Annotated in this window: 10 protein-coding genes and 1 tRNA gene; 9 read left to right on the top strand and 2 right to left on the bottom strand. The window is 69.7% G+C overall.

The genetic code is table 11. The features are described from left to right. Positions 1-323: 323 nt before the first annotated feature. Entirely contained in the window at positions 324-4,871 is a 4,548-nt protein-coding gene (locus AC1DGD_RS19685; RefSeq protein WP_476857944.1) for an ExeM/NucH family extracellular endonuclease, read from the top strand. 234 nt (positions 4,872-5,105) lie between these two features. Here AC1DGD_RS19685 and AC1DGD_RS19690 read toward each other — a convergent pair whose 3' ends face one another. Then, positions 5,106-7,325, bottom strand: coding sequence for an FAD/NAD(P)-binding protein (locus AC1DGD_RS19690; protein WP_476857945.1), 2,220 nt, complete (start codon positions 7,323-7,325; stop codon positions 5,106-5,108). Between the two features lie 83 nt (positions 7,326-7,408). Between AC1DGD_RS19690 and AC1DGD_RS19695 the strand changes: the two genes are divergently transcribed. The 4 genes from AC1DGD_RS19695 (at position 7,409) to AC1DGD_RS19710 (ending at position 13,270) form a co-directional block, all read left to right on the top strand. Then, positions 7,409-9,688, top strand: coding sequence for a prolyl oligopeptidase family serine peptidase (locus AC1DGD_RS19695; RefSeq protein WP_476857946.1), 2,280 nt, complete (start codon positions 7,409-7,411; stop codon positions 9,686-9,688). A gap of 146 nt (positions 9,689-9,834) precedes the next feature. Further along, a tRNA-Ser gene (locus AC1DGD_RS19700) sits at positions 9,835-9,922 on the top strand. A 173-nt stretch (positions 9,923-10,095) separates the two neighbouring features. Then, positions 10,096-11,727 carry a phytoene desaturase family protein gene (locus AC1DGD_RS19705; RefSeq protein WP_476857947.1) on the top strand — a complete coding sequence of 544 codons (1,632 nt, stop codon included), beginning with the start codon at positions 10,096-10,098 and terminating at the stop codon, positions 11,725-11,727. A gap of 73 nt (positions 11,728-11,800) precedes the next feature. After that, a complete protein-coding gene (locus tag AC1DGD_RS19710) occupies positions 11,801-13,270 on the top strand; it encodes an MFS transporter (RefSeq protein ID WP_476857948.1) in 1,470 nt (489 codons plus the stop codon). Here the strand turns inward: AC1DGD_RS19710 and AC1DGD_RS19715 are convergent. Then, positions 13,215-15,395, bottom strand: coding sequence for a RecQ family ATP-dependent DNA helicase (locus tag AC1DGD_RS19715; protein ID WP_476857949.1), 2,181 nt, complete (start codon positions 15,393-15,395; stop codon positions 13,215-13,217). The genes AC1DGD_RS19710 and AC1DGD_RS19715 overlap by 56 nt on opposite strands. A 123-nt stretch (positions 15,396-15,518) precedes the next feature. Between AC1DGD_RS19715 and AC1DGD_RS19720 the strand changes: the two genes are divergently transcribed. The 4 genes from AC1DGD_RS19720 to AC1DGD_RS19735 form a co-directional block, all read left to right on the top strand. Then, positions 15,519-16,937: a phosphomannomutase/phosphoglucomutase gene (locus AC1DGD_RS19720; protein WP_223914399.1), complete on the top strand. Its 1,419-nt coding sequence runs from the start codon at positions 15,519-15,521 to the stop codon at positions 16,935-16,937. Between the two features lie 2 nt (positions 16,938-16,939). Continuing rightward, entirely contained in the window at positions 16,940-17,425 is a 486-nt protein-coding gene (locus AC1DGD_RS19725; protein WP_028278122.1) for a hypothetical protein, read from the top strand. A gap of 20 nt (positions 17,426-17,445) precedes the next feature. After that, on the top strand, positions 17,446-17,895 hold the full coding sequence (locus AC1DGD_RS19730; protein WP_018774250.1) for an RrF2 family transcriptional regulator: 450 nt from the start codon (positions 17,446-17,448) through the stop codon (positions 17,893-17,895). Between the two features lie 202 nt (positions 17,896-18,097). Continuing rightward, the coding region (locus tag AC1DGD_RS19735) for a hypothetical protein (protein WP_476857950.1) at positions 18,098-18,328 on the top strand (231 nt) is incomplete at its 3' end.

An 18,328-nucleotide genomic window follows, 5' to 3' on the forward strand; every position in this document is an offset into this window, starting at 1 on the left:
AAATACCGGCCAGAGCCTTCCCCGAGGGCTACTGGCCGGTATTCTGCTGTGGAGCGTCCGGTGGAGGCACCCGGACACCGCTCACCCGTATCACCAGTCACCATTGCCCGGGGCTTTCGAGCCGCTCCGGGAAGGCTGCGGCGCGTCCCGCTGGGGGGCGTCCCGCCGAATGCACGTTTAGTCCATACGTTGTTCATTCACCCCTGTTTGGATGGGCCCGGCACGACTTGACCAGGAGTTCTGGCCGGCCACTGTCCGCTGCACCCTGCGGACGCACTGCACCCTGCCCTTTACCCGGGGCACCCTAATGAGAGTTAGAGCGGATGAAAATAACACCCTGGAAAACAGCGCTGGGCTCAGCACTGTCGGCGGCGCTGATAGCAGCTCCACTGGCGGCGGCCGTGCCGGCTAACGCCACCGAACCGTTGCCGGCAGCAACCGGAACCTCGCCGGTGGTCATCAACGAGGCCTATCTCAGCGGCGGCAGCTCCGGCGCGGCCTTCAAGAACAAGTTTGTCGAGCTGTACAACGGCTCCGACGCACCGGTCTCACTGGAGGGCTGGAGTCTCCAGTACCGCTCAGCCCCGGGCACCGGTGCGCCGAGCTCGGTGGCAGCCCTGGCGGGCAGCATTCCCGCCAAGGGCTACTACCTGCTCAAGGGCGGCAGCAACGGCACGGCCGGCACCGACCTGCCGGCCGCCGACGCCACCGCCACCGGTTTCAACCCGGCCGGTGGCGGCGGCACGATCGTGCTGGCCAAACAGGCCACAGCACTCAACCCGCTGCCGACAGGCTCGGTCATCGAACCGGCCAACGTCGCGGACCTCCTCGGCTACGGCACCTCCAACACCTTCGAGGCCCAGGCGGCCGCGGCGCCGTCGGGAAACACCGACGTCAAGAGCATGAACCGCAGCAACGGCGGGGACACCAACAACAACGCCGCCGACTTCGCACTGAATGCCGCCATCACACCGACGGCGGCCAGTGGCGTTGCCGGCCCCGTGGACCCGGGACCGGGCACGCCTCCGGCCGCCAAGACCATTGCCGAAATCCAGGGCAACGGCACCGCAAGCCCGCTGGCAGGATCCTCGGTCACCACCCGCGGCAGGGTCACTGCCACGTTCCCCACCGGCGGCTTCGCCGGGTACTACGTCCAGACCCCCGGCACAGGCGGCGATCTCACGCCGGCCAACCACGCGGCGTCGGACGCGGTGTTCGTCTACTCGCCGTCCACAGTCGACGCCGTCAGGATCGGCGACTACGTCGAGCTCACCGGCGCAGTCAGCGAATTCTTCGGCATGACCCAGCTGAACGTCGCCGCGGCGGCCGATCTGAAGAAGCTCACCGAGGCCGCCCCCGAGGTCAAGGCCACCGGCTTCGCCCTGCCCGCCGACGAGGCCTTCCGTGAGTCCCTCGAAGGCATGCTGCTCACCCCGCAGGGCCCCGTCACGGTGGCGGACAACTTCTCGCTGAACCAGTACGGCGAGATCGGCCTGGCCGGCGGCACCACCGCGCTGGCGCAGCCCACCGCCGTCGCGCCGTTCGGCTCCGCGGAGTACACCGCCACGGTCGCGGCGAACGCCGCCCGCGGCATCAAGCTCGACGACGGCGCCACCACGAACTTCCTCAAGGACGCCGCCACCAAGGCCCAGGTGCTCCCGTACCTGACCACTACGGATCACGTCCGGGTCGGCGCGCCGGTGACGTTCAAAACCAACGTGGTGCTCAGCTACGCGAACAATGCCTGGAAGTTCCAGCCCCTGACCCAGCTGACGGCCGCCAACGCGGACACCGTCCAGCCGGCCAGCTTCGGCGCCACCCGCGCGGACACCCCCGCGGCGGTTGGCGGCAATCTCAAGCTTGCCTCCTTCAACGTGCTGAATTACTTCCCCACCACCGGCGACCAGATCTCCGGCTGCACGTTCTACCCGGACCGGGACGGCAACCCCATCACGGTCAAGGGCGGCTGCGACGTCCGCGGCGCGGCGAACGCGGAGAACTTCAAGCGGCAGCAGGACAAGATCGTCGCGGCGATCTCCAAGTCCGGGGCCGACGTCGTCACGCTCATGGAGGTCGAGAACTCGGCCCAGTTCGGCAAGAACCGGGACGACGCCCTCGCCAAGCTGGTGGATGCCCTGAACATCGCCACCCCGGGAATCTGGGACTACATCCGCACGCCCGCCAACGCACCCCCGCTGGCGGACGAGGACATGATCCGCACCGCGTTCATCTACAAGTTGGCCGCCGCCGAACCGATCGGCGAATCCATCATCCACAACGACACGGTCGCGTTCGCCAGCGCCCGCAAGCCGATGGCCCAGGTCTTCAAGCCGGTCGGCGCCTCCGATGACAAGAAGTTCATCGCGATCGCCAACCACTTCAAGTCCAAGGGCTCCGCCGCGACGCCGGATGACACCGACAAGGGCCAGGGCGCCTCGAACCTCGCACGCACCGCCCAGGCCAAGTCCCTGCTGGCGTTCGCCGACGAACTGCAGAAGTCCAAGGGCACGGACAAGGTCTTCCTGATCGGTGACTTCAACTCCTACGCCAAGGAGGATCCGATTAACGTCCTCACGGGCGCCGGGTACGTCAACCAGGATGAGAAGGCCAAGAACGCCGACGGGTCCGCCAAGCACTCCTACCTGTTCGGCGGCCTCGTGGGCTCGCTGGACCACATCCTCGCCTCCCCGGCGGCCAACGCCGCCGTCACGGGCGCGGACATCTGGAACATCAACTCCGTGGAATCCGTGGCGCTGGAGTACAGCCGCTACAACAACAACGTCACCGACTACTACGCTCCGGACCAGTTCCGGGCGAGCGACCACGATCCCGTGGTGGTGGGCCTGAACTTGCCCGTCACCCCGGCCAGCGTGGAGCTGAACTTCCTGGGCATCAACGACTTCCATGGCCGCATCGATTCCAACACCGTGTTCTTCGCCGGGACCATCGAGAAGCTGCGCGCCGCTGCCGCCCCGGGCGCCACGGCGTTCATTTCGGCCGGCGACAACATCGGCGCCTCGCTGTTCGCCTCGGCGATCGCCAAGGACCAGCCGACCATCGACGTGCTGAACGCCCTGGAGCTGCGCACCTCCGCGGTGGGCAACCACGAGTTCGACGGCGGCTGGGCTGACCTGCGCGACCGCGTCACTGCCGGCGGCACCAATGCCAAGTTCCCGTACCTGGGCGCCAACGTCTACGCCAAAGGCACCACCACCCCGGTCCTGCCGGAATACACGGTCCTGGACATGAACGGCGTGAAGGTCGCCGTGATCGGCACGGTTACGCAGGAGGTGCCGTCCCTGGTCACGCCGTCAGGCATCGCAGATCTTGAGTTCGGTGACCCCGTCGACGCGATCAACCGGGTCGCGGCGAAGATCAAGGCGGGCAAGCTCGCCGACGTCATCATCGTGGAGAACCACGACGGCGCCGGGTCGGGCGCGCCCGACGGCGCCACTTTGGAGCAGGAAATCGCCGCGGGCGGCCCCTTCGCCAAGATGGTCCAGAAGGTCACCCCGGATGTGGCGGCGATCTTCAACGGCCACACCCACAAGCAGTACGCGTGGGACGCCCCGGTCCTGGATGCGGCGGGCCAGCCCACGGGCAAGACCCGCCCGATCGTCCAGACCGGAAACTACGGCGAGTTCATCGGCCAGATCCAGCTGACCATCGACACCAGGACCATGTCGGTGACCGGGTACAAGGCCGGCAACGTCCAGCGCACCACCAGCGCCGCGCAGCCGGCAGCCGATCTTGTGGCGCAGTACCCGCGCGTCGCGGCCGTCAAGGCAATCGTGGACAAGGCCCTGGCCGACGCCGCGGTGGTCGGCAACCAGCCTGTCGGCAAGGTCACTGCGGATATCACGACGGCGTTCGCCGGTTCCCCGGCTGTGCGCGATGACCGGAGCAGCGAGTCCACGCTCGGCAACCTGGTGGCGGACTCCCTGGTGGATGCGCTGAAGGCGCCGGACCTCGGCGCCGCCGAAATCGGCGTCGTCAACCCGGGCGGCCTGCGCAACGAGCTGTACTACGCGCCCGACGGCACGATCACGTACGCCGAGGCCAACGCGGTGCTGCCGTTCGTGAACAATCTGTGGACCACGTCCCTGACCGGTGCGCAGTTCAAGACCCTGCTGGAGCAGCAGTGGCAGACCAACCCGGACGGCACGGTTCCCAGCCGTGCGTACCAGCAGCTGGGCCTGTCCAAGAACGTGAACTACACCTACGACGCCGCCCGCGCCGCCGGTGACCGGATCACCTCGATCCGGGTCAACGGTGCACTTCTCGACCCGGCGAAGTCCTACCGGATCGGGACGTTCAATTTCCTGGCCACGGGCGGCGACAACTTCCGCATCTTCAAGGAAGGCGCGGGCACCAAGGACTCCGGGCTCGTGGACCGCGACGCCTGGATCAAGTACCTGCAGGCCCACAACCCGGTCTCGCCGGACTTCGCCCGCCGCTCCGTGGCTGTCGTGAACACGACGGCGGCCGAGGTCAAGGGCGGCGAATCCATCACACTGGCGGTTTCGAAGCTGGACCTCACCTCGCTGGGCAGCCCGGTGAATGCCTCGCTGCGCGCCGAGTTCACGGACGCCGCGGGCACCGTGACGGCCCTGGGTACGGTACCGGTGACCGCCGGCGCTGCCAACGTGAGCGTGTTGGTTCCCGCTGGCGCCGCCGCCGGCACGGGCACCCTGGTGCTTACCGCCGTCGAATCCGGCACTGTGGTGAAAACGGCGGTGAAGGTCGCGGCCAGCGTCCCCGTCCCGCCGAAGTGCACGCCGCCGGTCAAGCCGACCAGGCCCGGGGATCTCGTGGGCCAGGTGAACTACGGGACAGCCATGGCCGCCTACCGGAAGTGCCTCAAGGGCTGATACCTTAGCCCGGACTTCCTGGTCCCCCACCACGGCACATGCCCTCCCCTGGCCCGCAACACTGGACATAAGCACCAACTGTCCACTGCCCGGCCCCAGGGGAGGGCTTGTCCATTCTTGGAGGCAGGCGCGCCGGAGGACATGTCCACTCTTGAGCGGTTCCGGAGCGGCGGGCGGGCTACGGGCTACGGGCTACGGGCTACGGGCTACGGGCTACGGGCTAGGGGCTAGGGGCTAGGGGGCCAGGATGTCGCGGGCGATCTCGTCGGCGTCGCGCAGGGTGCGCTGGCCGCTGCGGTAGACCGGGCCCGACTTCGGCCGGGCCTCGGCGGCGATGGCCGTGCCCCATTGCGTGGCGGAGAGCTGAAGCCCGAGCACGTAAAGCCCCGGCGTCACGGACCCGTTGGCACCCAACGGCCGGTACGGATGCGGGACGACGTCCAGCCCGGAAGTCTGCACCGGGGTCCCCTCCACGCTCATCATGAGGCGCGGCCGCACCAGCCCCTCGGCGAGCAACTGCTCCAACAAGGGCGAAGAGTTGACGGCCACCCGGTTGGCCGGGGCCAGCGCCTCGATCATCGCCGCCGCGGACACGGCACCCGCCCCGGAACCGGACGCGGCGGCCGCCCCAAATCCGGACACAGCGTTCTCCGTCCGGTCCCTTACCGCACCCGCGTGCGCCGTCCCTGATCCAACACCGATCACGCCGGCACTGCCCACAAAACCGCGGACCCCAGCACCGCCCGCGGCAGCACCACCGATGCCGGCAGGCTCCATCGCGGCACCTTCCGCCCCGCCGTCGGCGCTTTCATCCATTCCGCCGCCCACCCATGGTGACGCCGCGGTGAACATCCGGGCCCGCCGGTCCACGCCGAACTTGGGGTCAGGGCCCACGAAGCGCACGATTCCCGCCCGGGCCAGTGCCGCGAGCTGCGCGGAGCGCAGCGCCGGCGGACCGCTCGCCAGGCCTTCCACGAATGATTCGAACCAGCCCCGGAGGCCCGCGACCCAGGATTCGTCCGTGATGCCGCTATCGGCCACAGCGGTCTTGAGCACGGCCCGGCCGTGGTGCAGCGCGCCGATCGCCATCTTCACCGGATCGTCCTCACCAAGGGCCGAGCGCCGGGCGTCGTCGAGCAGGTAGTCGACGACGGCGGCGTCCAGTTCGGCTCTGGAGTCAAACGAGCGCCCGGCCAGGGGCGCCGCGAGGCCGAGCAGGTCCAGGCGGTGGGATGCCCGGACATGGACGGCAATCACCGATTCCGCCGTGCGCTCCCATTTGACGGTCGAGTGAGCGTGCGGCCGCAAAGACTCGTCCAGGGCGCGCAGGAACTCGGCCGGGCCGGTCAGGATGGCATCGGGCTGCGAGCGCGCGAGCGTGGAGTAGTAGGCCCAGACCGCGTCCCGGTGCAGGAGCGGCCAGAGGTCGTAGTCGAAGGAGGGCCGGATTCCGGAGTCGGCGAACTTCGCGATCGCGCCCTCAGTGCAGTAGCGCAGCCGGACCGTTCCGGGGTAGTAGCCGGTGAGTGTCGCCTTCGCCCGGTAGGGGGTGCCGCGGCGTGAGGCGGCGATGATGAGCGGTTCGCGGCCGGACGGCAGATACGTCAGTTCAGCGTTGCCCTCTCCGGCAACGAACCGGCCGCCGCGCCCTTCCGTCAGCTGTCCCATCACGTCAAAGAAGTTCAAGCCCATGCCGCGCACCAGGACAGGTTTGCCTCCCGGCACCCGGGACCAGTCGACGTCGGCGGGCGCCGCCGGCGGCACGTACAGGAGACCGAGTTCCTCCGCCGCGGAAAGCAGCTCCCGCTGTTCAGGGTTTAACCGCGCGTCGAGGTGGCCCACGGCCAGCACCACGGAGTCGACGGTAATTATGGTGCCGTCGTCGAGCACGACGTCGAACCGCACCGCAGCGTCCTCCGCGCCGGCCGGCCCGGAGGCGGCCAGGTCCGGGCCCGGCGCCGCGGCGGCCTCCGCGGCGTGGCGGACGGACGTCGCCCTCGCCGCGTGGAAGTCCACGCTGACGCCGGTCGGCAGCACGGTGAGCAGTTCCTCGAGGGTGGACCGCAGGTAGCGGCCGTAAAGGGCCCGGCTGGGGAAGTCCGCCTCGCCGAGCCGTGAGAGCTCGGCACGTTCGTCGTCAGTGAGCGAAGGGTGCGGGTGGGCCTGCTGGAGTTCGCGCCACTGGTCGAATGTGCGCCCGGCCAGGGGCGGCACGAGTTCCGGGTCTTCGGGGACCACGGTGGGATAGAAGGACTGCGTGTTCATCAGGTACAGCCGCGACTGTCCGGGCTGCCAGACGTGCCCCGGGCCCGCCGGGTAAGGGTCCACCACGTCGATGTGCAGGGTGTCCGCGGAGCCGGCGGAGGCCCAGTTGGCGAGGAGCCGTTCCAGCACGCTCGTGCCCCTGGGACCGGCGCCTATCACTGCCGTCCGGATGCTTCGAGATATGCCCACGGCATCCAGCGTATCGGCAACCGGCCGCCGGCTTGACCTCGGTGTGACTTGCCACTGCCGCACCGATGTTCTTGGATGGGAAAATGACCACCACAGAAGCTGACCACCCGTCCGCGTCCGGCGAGGCCACCGGTGCCCTCCCGGCTGGAGGGACTTCCCCCGAACCCGTCGACGAGAACATCTGGCTGGAGGACATCTACGGCCAGGAGCAGCTGGCGTGGGTCCGTGAACAGAACGCCCGCACCGAGGAGCTCCTCGAGGACGCCGACTACGCCGATCTGGAAGGCCGGATCCTGGAGGTCCTCGACTCCACCGACCGGATCCCCATGGTGGGCAAGCACGGCGAGTGGTACTACAACTTCTGGAAGGACCGGGACAACCCCCGGGGCCTGTGGCGGCGCACCAGCTGGGACAGCTACCGGGCCGGGACCCCCGAGTGGGATGTCCTGCTGGATGTCGACGCCCTCGCCGCCGCCGAGGGCCAGGACTGGGTCTTCCACGGCGCCAACTTCCTCCGCCCGGCCCCGGGTGAACCCCACCGGCGGGCCCTGCTGGCGTTCTCCCCCGACGGCGGGGACGCCAACCGCCACCGGGAGTTCGACGTCGAGGCCCGCGGCTTCGTGGACCCGGCCGACGGCGGCTTCGACCTCCCGACCGGCAAGGGCAACGCCTCCTGGCTGGACGGGGACACCCTACTGGTCGCCACCACCGCCCACGATCTGCCGCGGACCACCTCGTCCTATGCCCGCACCGGGGTGAAGCTGCGCCGCGGCGAGTCCCTGGCCCAGGCCGAGCAGCTGTTCGACATTCCCGAGGACCACATGATGGCGATCGTGGCCCACGACTCCACGCCGGGCTTCGAACGCACGTTTGCCGTCGACTGGATCAGCTTTTTCGAGAAGAACACCTCGGTGCTGCGCGATGGTGCATGGGTGCAGATCGACGTGCCGGCGGACGTGAACCTGAGCTCGCACCGTGAATGGCTGCTGTTCCGCCCGCAGCGTGACTGGACCGTCAACGGCACCACCCACCCGGCGGGCTCCCTGCTCGCGGCCGGCTTCGAGGACTTCCTCGCCGGCTCCCGGGACCTCGCCGTGCTCTTCACCCCCGATCCGCACACCTCCCTGCAGTCCTGGAGCTGGACGCGGGACTTCCTGCTGCTGAACCTGCTCCGGGACGTGTCCTCGGAGATCCACGTCCTGGATCCGCGGCGCCCCGGTACGGACGCCGCCTGGGCCGCCACCGTGCTGGACGCCTGCCCGCCCCTGCACGACGTCAATGCCTTCGCGGTGGACGACGAGGACGACGCCGAAGGCTCGGACGACGACGGTACCGGCGGCGCCGCCTCGGTCGCCGAAGGCGAGGCGCCGGGCGCAGGGAACGACTTCTGGCTGGTGGCCACCGGCTTCACGACGCCGACCACCCTGACCCGCGGGACACTAGCCCGCGACGGCGGATCGGTGACCAGCACGCACGAGGTGATCCGGACCTCCCCGTCATTCTTCGACGAGGCGGGCTACGAGGTCCAGCAGCACTTCGCGGCCTCCAGCGACGGCACGAAGGTTCCGTACTTCCAGGTGGCCGCCAAGGACCTGGTGCTGGACGGCCAGAACCCGACCCAGCTTTCCGGCTATGGCGGCTTCGAGATTTCGCGGACGCCGGCGTACAGCGGCGCGATCGGCCGGGCGTGGCTGGAGCGGCGGACCGCGGAGTCCAGCGGCGTAGAGGGCGAGGGCACGCACCGCCGCGGCGGCGTCTACGTGGTGGCGAACATCCGCGGCGGCGGCGAGTACGGGCCGGACTGGCACCGCGCCGCGCTCCAGGGCAACCGCCACCGGGCGTACGAGGACTTCGCCGCCGTCGCGAAGGACCTGATCTCCCGCGGCGTCACGTCCCGTCAGCGGCTCGGCTGCGTGGGCGGCTCCAACGGCGGGCTGCTGGTGGGCAACATGCTCACCCAGTACCCTGAGCTTTTTGGCGCCGTGTCCTGCGGGGTCCCGCTCCTGGACATGCGCCGGTACACCAAACTGTCCGCGGGCTATTCCTGGATCGGCGAATACGGCGACCCCGACGTGCCCGAGCAGTGGGAGTTCCTGAAGACGTTTTCGCCGTACCACCTGCTCAAGGACGGCGTGGACTACCCGGAGACGTTTATTTGGACGGCGACTTCGGATGACCGGGTGGGGCCGGTCCAGGCCCGGAAGATGGCGGCCCGCATGCAGGCCATGGGCATCCCGAATGTCTGGTTCCACGAGGCGCTCGAGGGCGGCCACGCGGGGGCTTCGGACAACCGGCAGGCGGCGGCCCTGCAAAGCCGCAGCCAGCATTTCCTGTGGCGGGCCCTCGCCGGCACCGAGGCGTAAGGCCCACACCCAAGCAACGCGGGGTCACTTAGCGCCCATCCGGGGGCCCCGCATGGGCCGGATCTGACCCCGCGTTGCTCTGGAGCGGCCGTTTTGCACTGCGTGGCACCTTCTGCGTATCCTTGGTTGGCTAGTTATTAGCAATTGGAGACGTGCCAGAGCGGCCGAATGGGCTTCACTGCTAATGAAGTGTGGGGCACAACTCCACCGGGGGTTCAAATCCCCCCGTCTCCGCGTTTGGCCCCGGTCCTCGGACCGGGGCCTTTTGCGTTCCCGGGCAGATCAGGGCGGATCGACGTCGTTCATTCGCGCTGGTCTGCCCCCAGCAGTCACGTCCCCCCGGCCCGGCCCGTCCGGTGGCCGGACGCCTCACGCCCGCCGGCGGATCCGGATGGCAGGATAGGCCCATGTCGAGCAACACGGAATTTGACGCCATCATCGTCGGCGGCGGCCACAACGGACTGGCCGCGGCCGCGTACCTGGCCAAGGCCGGGCGGGACGTCCTGGTCCTGGAAAAGCTGGAACACGCCGGCGGCGCAGCAGTATCCGCGCACGCGTTCGACGGCGTCGACGCCCGCCTCTCGCGCTATTCGTACCTCGTCAGCCTCCTGCCCCGGCAGATCATCGACGACCTCGGCCTGCGCATCACGCTGGCGCGACGGCGCTATTCCTCCTACACCCCGGACCCCGCGGACGGCAGCCGGGCCCTGCTGGTGGACAACGGGGACCAGTCCGCCACGGCCGCGTCTTTCGCCGCCGTCGGCGCTCCCGACGGCGAGTTCGGCGCCTTCACCGCGTTCTACGCCGCGTGCCGGCAGCTCACGGAGGCTCTCTGGCCCACCATGACCGCGCCGCTGCTGGCGCGGTCCGAGGCGCGGGCCCTCGCCGCCCGGGCCGGGGCCGACGCGGCGTGGGAGGCCATGATCGAACATCCCATCGGGCAGGCGATCCGCCGGGAGCTGGGCAGCGACCTGGTCCGCGGGGTGGTCCTGACGGATGCGCTGATCGGTACCTTCGCCCGGGCTGACGATGAGGACCTGCAGCAAAACATCTGCTTCCTCTACCACCTGATCGGCGGCGGGACGGGGGACTGGGACGTGCCGGTCGGCGGCATGGGCGCGGTCTCCGGCGAGCTGGAGCGGGCCGCACGCGACGCCGGCGCGACCATCCTGACCTCCGCGGACGTGACCGCCGTCCGGCCCGGCGGCGCCGTGGACTACCGCCACGGCGGGCGGGACCATTCGGCTTCCGCCCGGTGGGTGTTGTCCAATGTGGCGCCGGTGGTCCTCGACCGGCTGCGCGGCCGGCCTGCCGCCGACCTGTCAGCCGGCGCCGCCGCCGGCCCCAATCCGAACCATCAGCGCGAGGGTGCGCAGGTCAAGGTCAACCTCCTGCTCAAACGCCTCCCGGAGCTGCTGGACGGATCCGTCAGCCCCGAGGCCGCGTTCGGCGGAACGTTCCACATCAACGAGACCTGGTCCCAGCTCGACGCCGCCTACAGCACCGCCGCGGCCGGATCCGTGCCCTCGCCGCTGCCGTGCGAAATCTACTGCCACTCGCTGACCGACCCCAGCATCCTGTCCCCGGAACTGCAGGCCGCCGGCGCCCAGACGCTGACCGTCTTTGGCCTGCACGTCCCGGACCGGCTGGTCACGGCGGAGAACAATGAGGACCGCCGCGCCGAACTGCAGGCAGCCGTCCTGGCCTCCCTGAACTCCGTCCTGGCCGAGCCCGTCGAGGATCTGCTCCTGACCGGTCCGGACGGGCGGCCCTGCATCGAAACCAAGACCACCCTGGACATTGAACGCGCCGTCGGGATGCCCCGCGGCAATATCTTCCACGGCGGCCTCGACTGGCCGTTCGTGGAGGACGGCGAACCGCTGGACACACCGGCGCGCCGCTGGGGCGTGGCGACGGATGATCCGCAGATCCTGCTCTGCGGCTCCGGTGCCCGCCGCGGCGGCGCCGTCAGTGCGATCGGCGGACACAACGCCGCCATGGCTGTGCTGGAATCGGAACCACCCCTGCGACATGGGTGAACCGGTGCAATGGGTGAATCAGCGCAATGGATGAGCCGGCGCTCTGGGTGAACCGGACCGTGGAGACACGCGCATGAACGCCTCCCCACGCGGCGCGGACCCTGCCGGGGGCAGCTGGAGCCCGCGGCTGGCCCTGCTGGTGGCCGCGACGTTCCTCATGGAATTCCTCGACGGGACCGTCCTGACCACCGCCATACCCAGTATCGCCGCCGATTTCGCGGTGCCGGCCGCCGACGTGAACATCACCATGACCGCCTACCTGATGACGGTGGCGATGGGCATCCCGCTCAGCGGCTGGCTCGCGGAGCGGCTCGGTGCCCGCCGGGTGTTCTGTCTTGCCATCGCTATCTTCACGGCCGCGTCATTGCTCTGCGCGCTCAGCCAGGACCTGACCATGCTGACGCTGAGCCGTGTCCTGCAGGGTGCCGGCGGCGCCATGATGGTCCCGGTGGGCACGCTGGTGGTGCTCCGCGGCACCCCGAAGAAGGACCTGCTGCGGGCTACGGCCTTCCTCGTGTGGCCCGGGCTGCTGGCCCCGGTCCTCGCCCCGCTGGTGGGCGGAGCGCTGACGACCTACCTCTCCTGGCACTGGATCTTCCTGGTCAACCTCCCCCTGGGCCTGGCGGCCTTCCTGGCCGCGCTGCGCCTGGTCCCCCCAGTCCGCGGCGACAGCACGCGGCGCCTGGACTGGTTCGGACTGGTCCTGACCACGCTCGGGGTGGGATCCCTGCTGGTCGGCCTGGAATTGATGGGCGGCCGGGACGCCGGACTGCTGGCGGCCGCGGGGATCGCGGCGGGCCTGCTGTTCCTGGCCGCCGCCGCGGCCTGGATGCGGCGGACCAGCACGCCGCTGTTCAATCTGTCCGTCTTCGGCACGCGGACGTTCCGCGCGACGGCGACGGGAGGCTTTGTGTACCGCCTGACCATCAGCGCGGTGCCGTTCCTGCTGCCGCTGATGTTCCAGGTCGGTTTCGGCTGGGACCCGCTGCGCGCCGGGGCGATGGTGTCGGCCGTGTTCGTGGGGAACATCGGGATCAAGCCCGCCACGACGCCCCTGATCCGGCGTTTCGGGTTCAAGCCCGTCCTGGTGTTCGCGTCGCTGGCCTCCGCGGCCACTTTTGCGCTGTGCGCGCTGCTCGACGCCGGCACGCCGGAACCGCTGATTGTCGCGGTGCTGGTGGCCAGCGGGGCGTTCCGCTCGATCGGATTCTCGGCGTACGCGTCCGTGCAGTATGCCGACGTCGTCCCGGCCCAGCTGCCGTCCGCCAACGCCGTCTCCGCGACGCTCGTGCAGCTCGCCACAGCGGCCGGGATCGCGGTCGGGGCGCTCCTGCTGCGGGTCTTCGAGGCAGGCAGCCGCGCGGGATCCACGGGGGTCGCCGGTGATCCGGCGGCGCCGTACCGGGCGGCGTTCCTGGCCATCGCGGTCCTGATGCTCCTGAGCACCCTGGACAGCCTGGCCCTCCCCCGCCACGCCGGTGCGGAGGTCAGCCGGCCTGGCCCAGCACCAGCGGCAGAACGGCGCCGGCGCCGGCGAGCCTGAGGGCCCGCCCGGAGACGGTCAGGGTCCAGCGGCTGTCCACGAGGTCGTCCACCAGCATGACGCTCTGGCCACGGATTCCAGCCAGGGCCTCCTCCAGCTCCGGTCCCACCACCAGGCGGTCCCAGACGCCGGCGAGCCGGTAGGCGCTGTTCCCGCCGCGGCCGCCGGTGGGTCCGCCGTGATTGAGCTGCAGCTGGCCCAGATACGGGATGCGGCCAATCTCCGAGATCCCGCGGGCCAGGGAATCCACCAGCAACGGCTTCCCGCGGGAGGGCAGGCTGATGATCGCGGCAGGCCGGCCGGCCCCGCTCCAGCCAGCGGTCCGGGCATCTCCGGTGCCCCACTCCCGGAGCACCTGGACGCAGGCCTGCAGCATGCCCGGGTCCACGGGCCGGTCGGGCGCACCGGCGGCGAAGGCCTCCCGCAGGGCCCCGCCCCAGCCAAGGTCCGTCAGGCGCGCCAGCACCCGGCCGTCCGCGAGGGCCTCATCCGGCTTGATCTTGCCCTTGACCGGCACGCCCAGGCGGTCCATGCCGCTGGGCCACTGCAGCCGCGGTTCCAGGGCGACGCCGGCCCGGCGCAGGGTCTGCCCGGCGGTCTCCGTGGCGTCCTCGGCGATGTCGGCGCGGAACCAGCGGCCCGCGCAGTTGTCGCAGCGGCCGCAGGCGCGGGCCGTTTCATCGTCCAGCACCGAGGTGATGTATTCCATCCGGCAGCCGGCCGTGTCCTGGTAGATGACCATCGAGTCCTGTTCATCCACCCGGGCCTCGGCGATCCGGCCGTACCGCTCGGCGTCGTAGTTCCACGGTTGTCCCGTGGAACGCCAGCCGCCGCCGACGCGTTCGACGGCGCCGTCCACGGCCAGGACTTTCAGCAGCAGCTCCAGCGGGGTGCGGCGCAGGTCCACCCTGGCTTCGAGCGCCACCGTGGACACCGCCGTGCCTGCCTCGGCGAGGGCCGTCAGGACCGCGGCAGCTTTCTCCTCGGACGGCATGGATGCGGTGGCGAAATACTGCCAGATGTCGCGGTCCTCGGATCCCGGCAGCAGCAGGACGTCGGCGTTGGCCGCGCCACGGCCGGCGCGGCCCACCTGCTGGTAGTACGCCACCGGCGACGACGGCGCGCCCAGGTGCACCACGAAGCCGAGGTCCGGCTTGTCGAAACCCATGCCGAGGGCGGAGGTGGCCACGAGCGCCTTGACCTTGTTGTCCTTCAGGAGCTGCTCGGCCCGTTCCCGGTCCGCGGGGTCCGTGCGGCCGGTGTAGGCGAGGACCTCGTGCCCCGCCTCAGCCAGCAGGCGGGCGGTGTCCTCGGCGGCGGACACGGTGAGGGTGTAGATGATGCCGCTGCCCTGCAGATCCTGCAGGTGGGTCAGCAGCCAGCCGAGGCGTTCGCGGGAATCGGGCAGGGTCAGGACACCGAGCCGGAGCGAATCCCGGCCCAGGGCGCCACGGATGGTGAGCACGTCCTTGCCGAGCTGTTCCTCGATGTCATGCACCACCCGGGAGTTGGCCGTGGCCGTGGTGGCGAGCACCGGGACGGTGTCCGGGAGCTGCGTGATGAGGTCAGCGATGCGCCGGTAGTCGGGGCGGAAGTCGTGGCCCCAGTCCGAGATGCAGTGGGCCTCGTCAATCACCAGCAGCCCGGTCCGGCGGACGAGCTCGGGCAGCTGGTTTTCCCGGAAGGACGGGTTGGTGAGTCGTTCCGGCGAGACCAGCAGGACGTCCACTTCATCGGCGGCGAGCTGCTCGCGGACAGTGTCCCAGTCCAGCTGGTTTGCGGAGTTGATCGCCACCGCCCGCACCCCGGCCCGCGCCGCGGCCGCGACCTGGTCCCGCATGAGGGCCAGGAGCGGGGACACGATCAGGGTCGGCCCGGCGCCGCGGCGGCGCAACAGCAGGGAGGCGACAAAGTACACGGCCGACTTCCCCCAGCCGGTGCGCTGCACCACCAGAGCCCGCCTGCCGCCGTCGACCAGGGCCTCAATGGCCTCGAACTGGCCGTCATGGAACTCGGCTTCAGGATGGCCCACGAGCTCCCGCAGTACATTCTGGGCCTGTTCCCGGGTCGAGGATGGGGTGCCGGCTAGGGCCGTGCTGGAAAGGGCGTTCTGGTTACTGGCCATTGCTTCAGTATCCCAGCCCCCTCCGACAGCCACGAAGCCGGTACCCGCTATGTGCACAATCCGGCGTGTAGACAAGGGCGGGGACAGGCCGGCGCGTCAGGGCCGCAACGTAAGATAAGACGCGTGACTACGGACAAGACAAAGACTTTTGACCTCTCGACCTCGTTCAAGGCCTACGACGTGCGCGGAATCGTGGGGCAATCCATCACCGCGGAGATCGTCGAAGCCGTCGGTGCCGCCTTCGTCGACGTCCTGGAACTCACAGGGCAGACCGTGCTGGTGGGCGGGGACATGCGCCCCTCCTCCCCCGAGTTCGCCAAAGCCTTCGCGAACGGCGCAGCCACCCGCGGCGCCAACGTCCAGCTGCTGGACCTGATCTCCACCGACGAGCTCTACTACGCGTGCGGGGCCCTCAACGCCGCCGGCGCCACGTTCACCGCGAGCCACAACCCGGCCGAATACAACGGCATCAAGATGGCCAAGGCCGGTGCCGTGCCGATCTCCTCCGAAACCGGGCTCATGGAAATCCAGGCCCGCGCCGAGGAATACCTCAACGCCGGCGCCATCCCCGCGGCCGGCAGCACTGGCCTGATTGGCGTGCAGGACGTCCTCAAGGGCTACGCGGAGTACCTGCGCTCCCTGGTGGACCTGCGCGGTTCCCGGCCGCTGAAGGTTGTGGTGGATGCCGGCAACGGCATGGCCGGCCTCACCACCCCGGCCGTGCTTGGCGATGCCCTGCTGCCCAAGCTTCCGCTGGAGATCGTGCCGCTGTACTTCGAGCTCGACGGATCCTTCCCGAACCACCCGGCCAACCCGCTGGAACCGGAAAACCTGCGCGACCTGCAGGCCGCCGTCGTCGAACACGGCGCGGACATCGGCCTGGCCTTCGACGGCGACGCCGACCGCTGCTTCGTGATCGACGAGAAGGGCGAGCCTGTCTCGCCGTCGGCCATCACCGGCATGGTGGCCCGCCGCGAAATCGCCCGCGCCCAGGGCCTCGGTGAAGACACGCCCACCGTCATCCACAACCTGCTGACCTCCCGCGCGGTGCCCGAACTCGTCGAACGCCACGGCGGCCGGCCCGTGCGCACCCGCGTGGGGCACTCCTTCATCAAGGCCGTCATGGCCGCGGAAGGGGCCATCTTCGGCGGGGAACACTCGGCCCACTTCTACTTCCGCGACTTCTGGAATGCGGACACCGGCATGCTGGCCGCCATGCACGTCCTCGCCGCCCTGGGCGAACAGGAGGGCCCGCTCTCCGAACTCGGCCGCGAATACGAGCCGTACCGGTCATCCGGTGAGATCAACTCGGAAATCGAGGACAAGGCCGCCGCGGTCGAGCGGGTCCGCGAGGACTTCCACGACGAGGACGTCGAGGTCGACTACCTCGACGGCAGCACCTTCATCGCCACCGACGGCAGCTACTGGTTCAACCTGCGCCCGTCCAACACAGAACCGTTCCTGCGCCTCAACGTTGAAGCCACGGACGCCGCCACCATGGAACGCGTCCGCGACCGCGTCCTGGCGCTGGTCCGGGGCTAGCGGTGGCAGTACACCCGGAAGAATCCGCCAACACCGGATCCTGGCGCGAGTCCGTGCCGGACGCCAGCGCCACGGACCTGGAGAACCTGCTCGGCACCGGCGTCGGTGCCGCGCAGGAGCAGCTGGAACGCAACGGCGGCTTCCTGCCCTTCGCCCTGGTGGTGCAGAACGACGGCGAAGTCCGGCTGGTGGCCGTGACACCCGCGGACGCGAGCGACGGATCGGACGCCGACTTCGACGCGGACGCCATGATCCGGGACCTCCACGAGTTGCTCCGGCAGCACCGGGAAGAGTTCCGGGCCGCCGCCGTCGTCTGCGACATCACGCTGCTCGAGGAAGACTCGGACGCCATCCACGTCGCGGCAGAGCACCAGGACGGCTCCCTGTTCGCCGCCGTACTGCCCTACGCAGCGAACGCCGGGACGCACGAACTCGAGTTCGGCCAGCTGGCCGCCGATACCAACGAGCCCGCCGTCTGGGTGGACTAGACCGCCACTAGGCTGGGGATATGAAGATCAATGCGTTCGCCGATGTGAGCCTTCGCGCTTTGCTGGTGCTCGCGGCCGCTCCGGACGGCGGGCTCCTGACCACCCAGAGCATCGCCGACGCTGTCGGCACGCCGTACAACCACGTCAGCAAGGCGATGGCGAAGCTGCGCGCACTGGGCCTGATCGACGTCGAACGCGGCCGCAACGGCGGATCCCGGCTGAGCAGCGCCGGCCGGACCGCAACGGTCGGCCAGCTGCTGCGGCAACTCGACACCCGCCTGGACCCGGCCGACTGCATTGCCACGGGCGGGACGTGCCCGCTCATCACCGAATGCCGGCTCCGGGCCGCGCTGGCCCGGGCCCGCGAAGCCTTCTATGGCGAACTCGACGGGATCGTGATCGCGTCGCTGCCGACCTCCCGGCAGATGGCGCCCGTCTTTGCGGCGATCGGGCTGCGCCCGGGGCTTTGATGCTCGCCCCGCTGGCCCTCCGCCGCGGTTCCGATAACGGAAGGTGAAGAAGTCCGGGATTACCCTCCTACTCGGTCCACGGCACGGCATCCCAAGTAGGGCTACGCATTGACACCGGACCGGCGTCAGATGACAAAGTACCCCAAGGATGTCACTACCGCCGGGGCGCCTCTTTTTCGTCCGGCCACGCGAAAGGCCACTGATGAAGAGAATTCGCAGGCTTGCAACCGTCGGTGCCGGTGCGCTCCTTCTCTCGATGGTGACCGTCCCAGCGGCCCACGCGGCGCCGACGGTGCTGGCGGTGGAGAGTGCGGCGGATACCTACACCTCCGCGTCGGCGCCCACGACGGACTTCGGCACCAGCGGCTCGCTGGCGGTCTACGGCTCACCGGACGCCACGACCGTGCTCCGGTTCCAGGTCCCGGCAGCCCCG

This window comes from Arthrobacter sp. 05T45 (assembly GCF_056395875.1).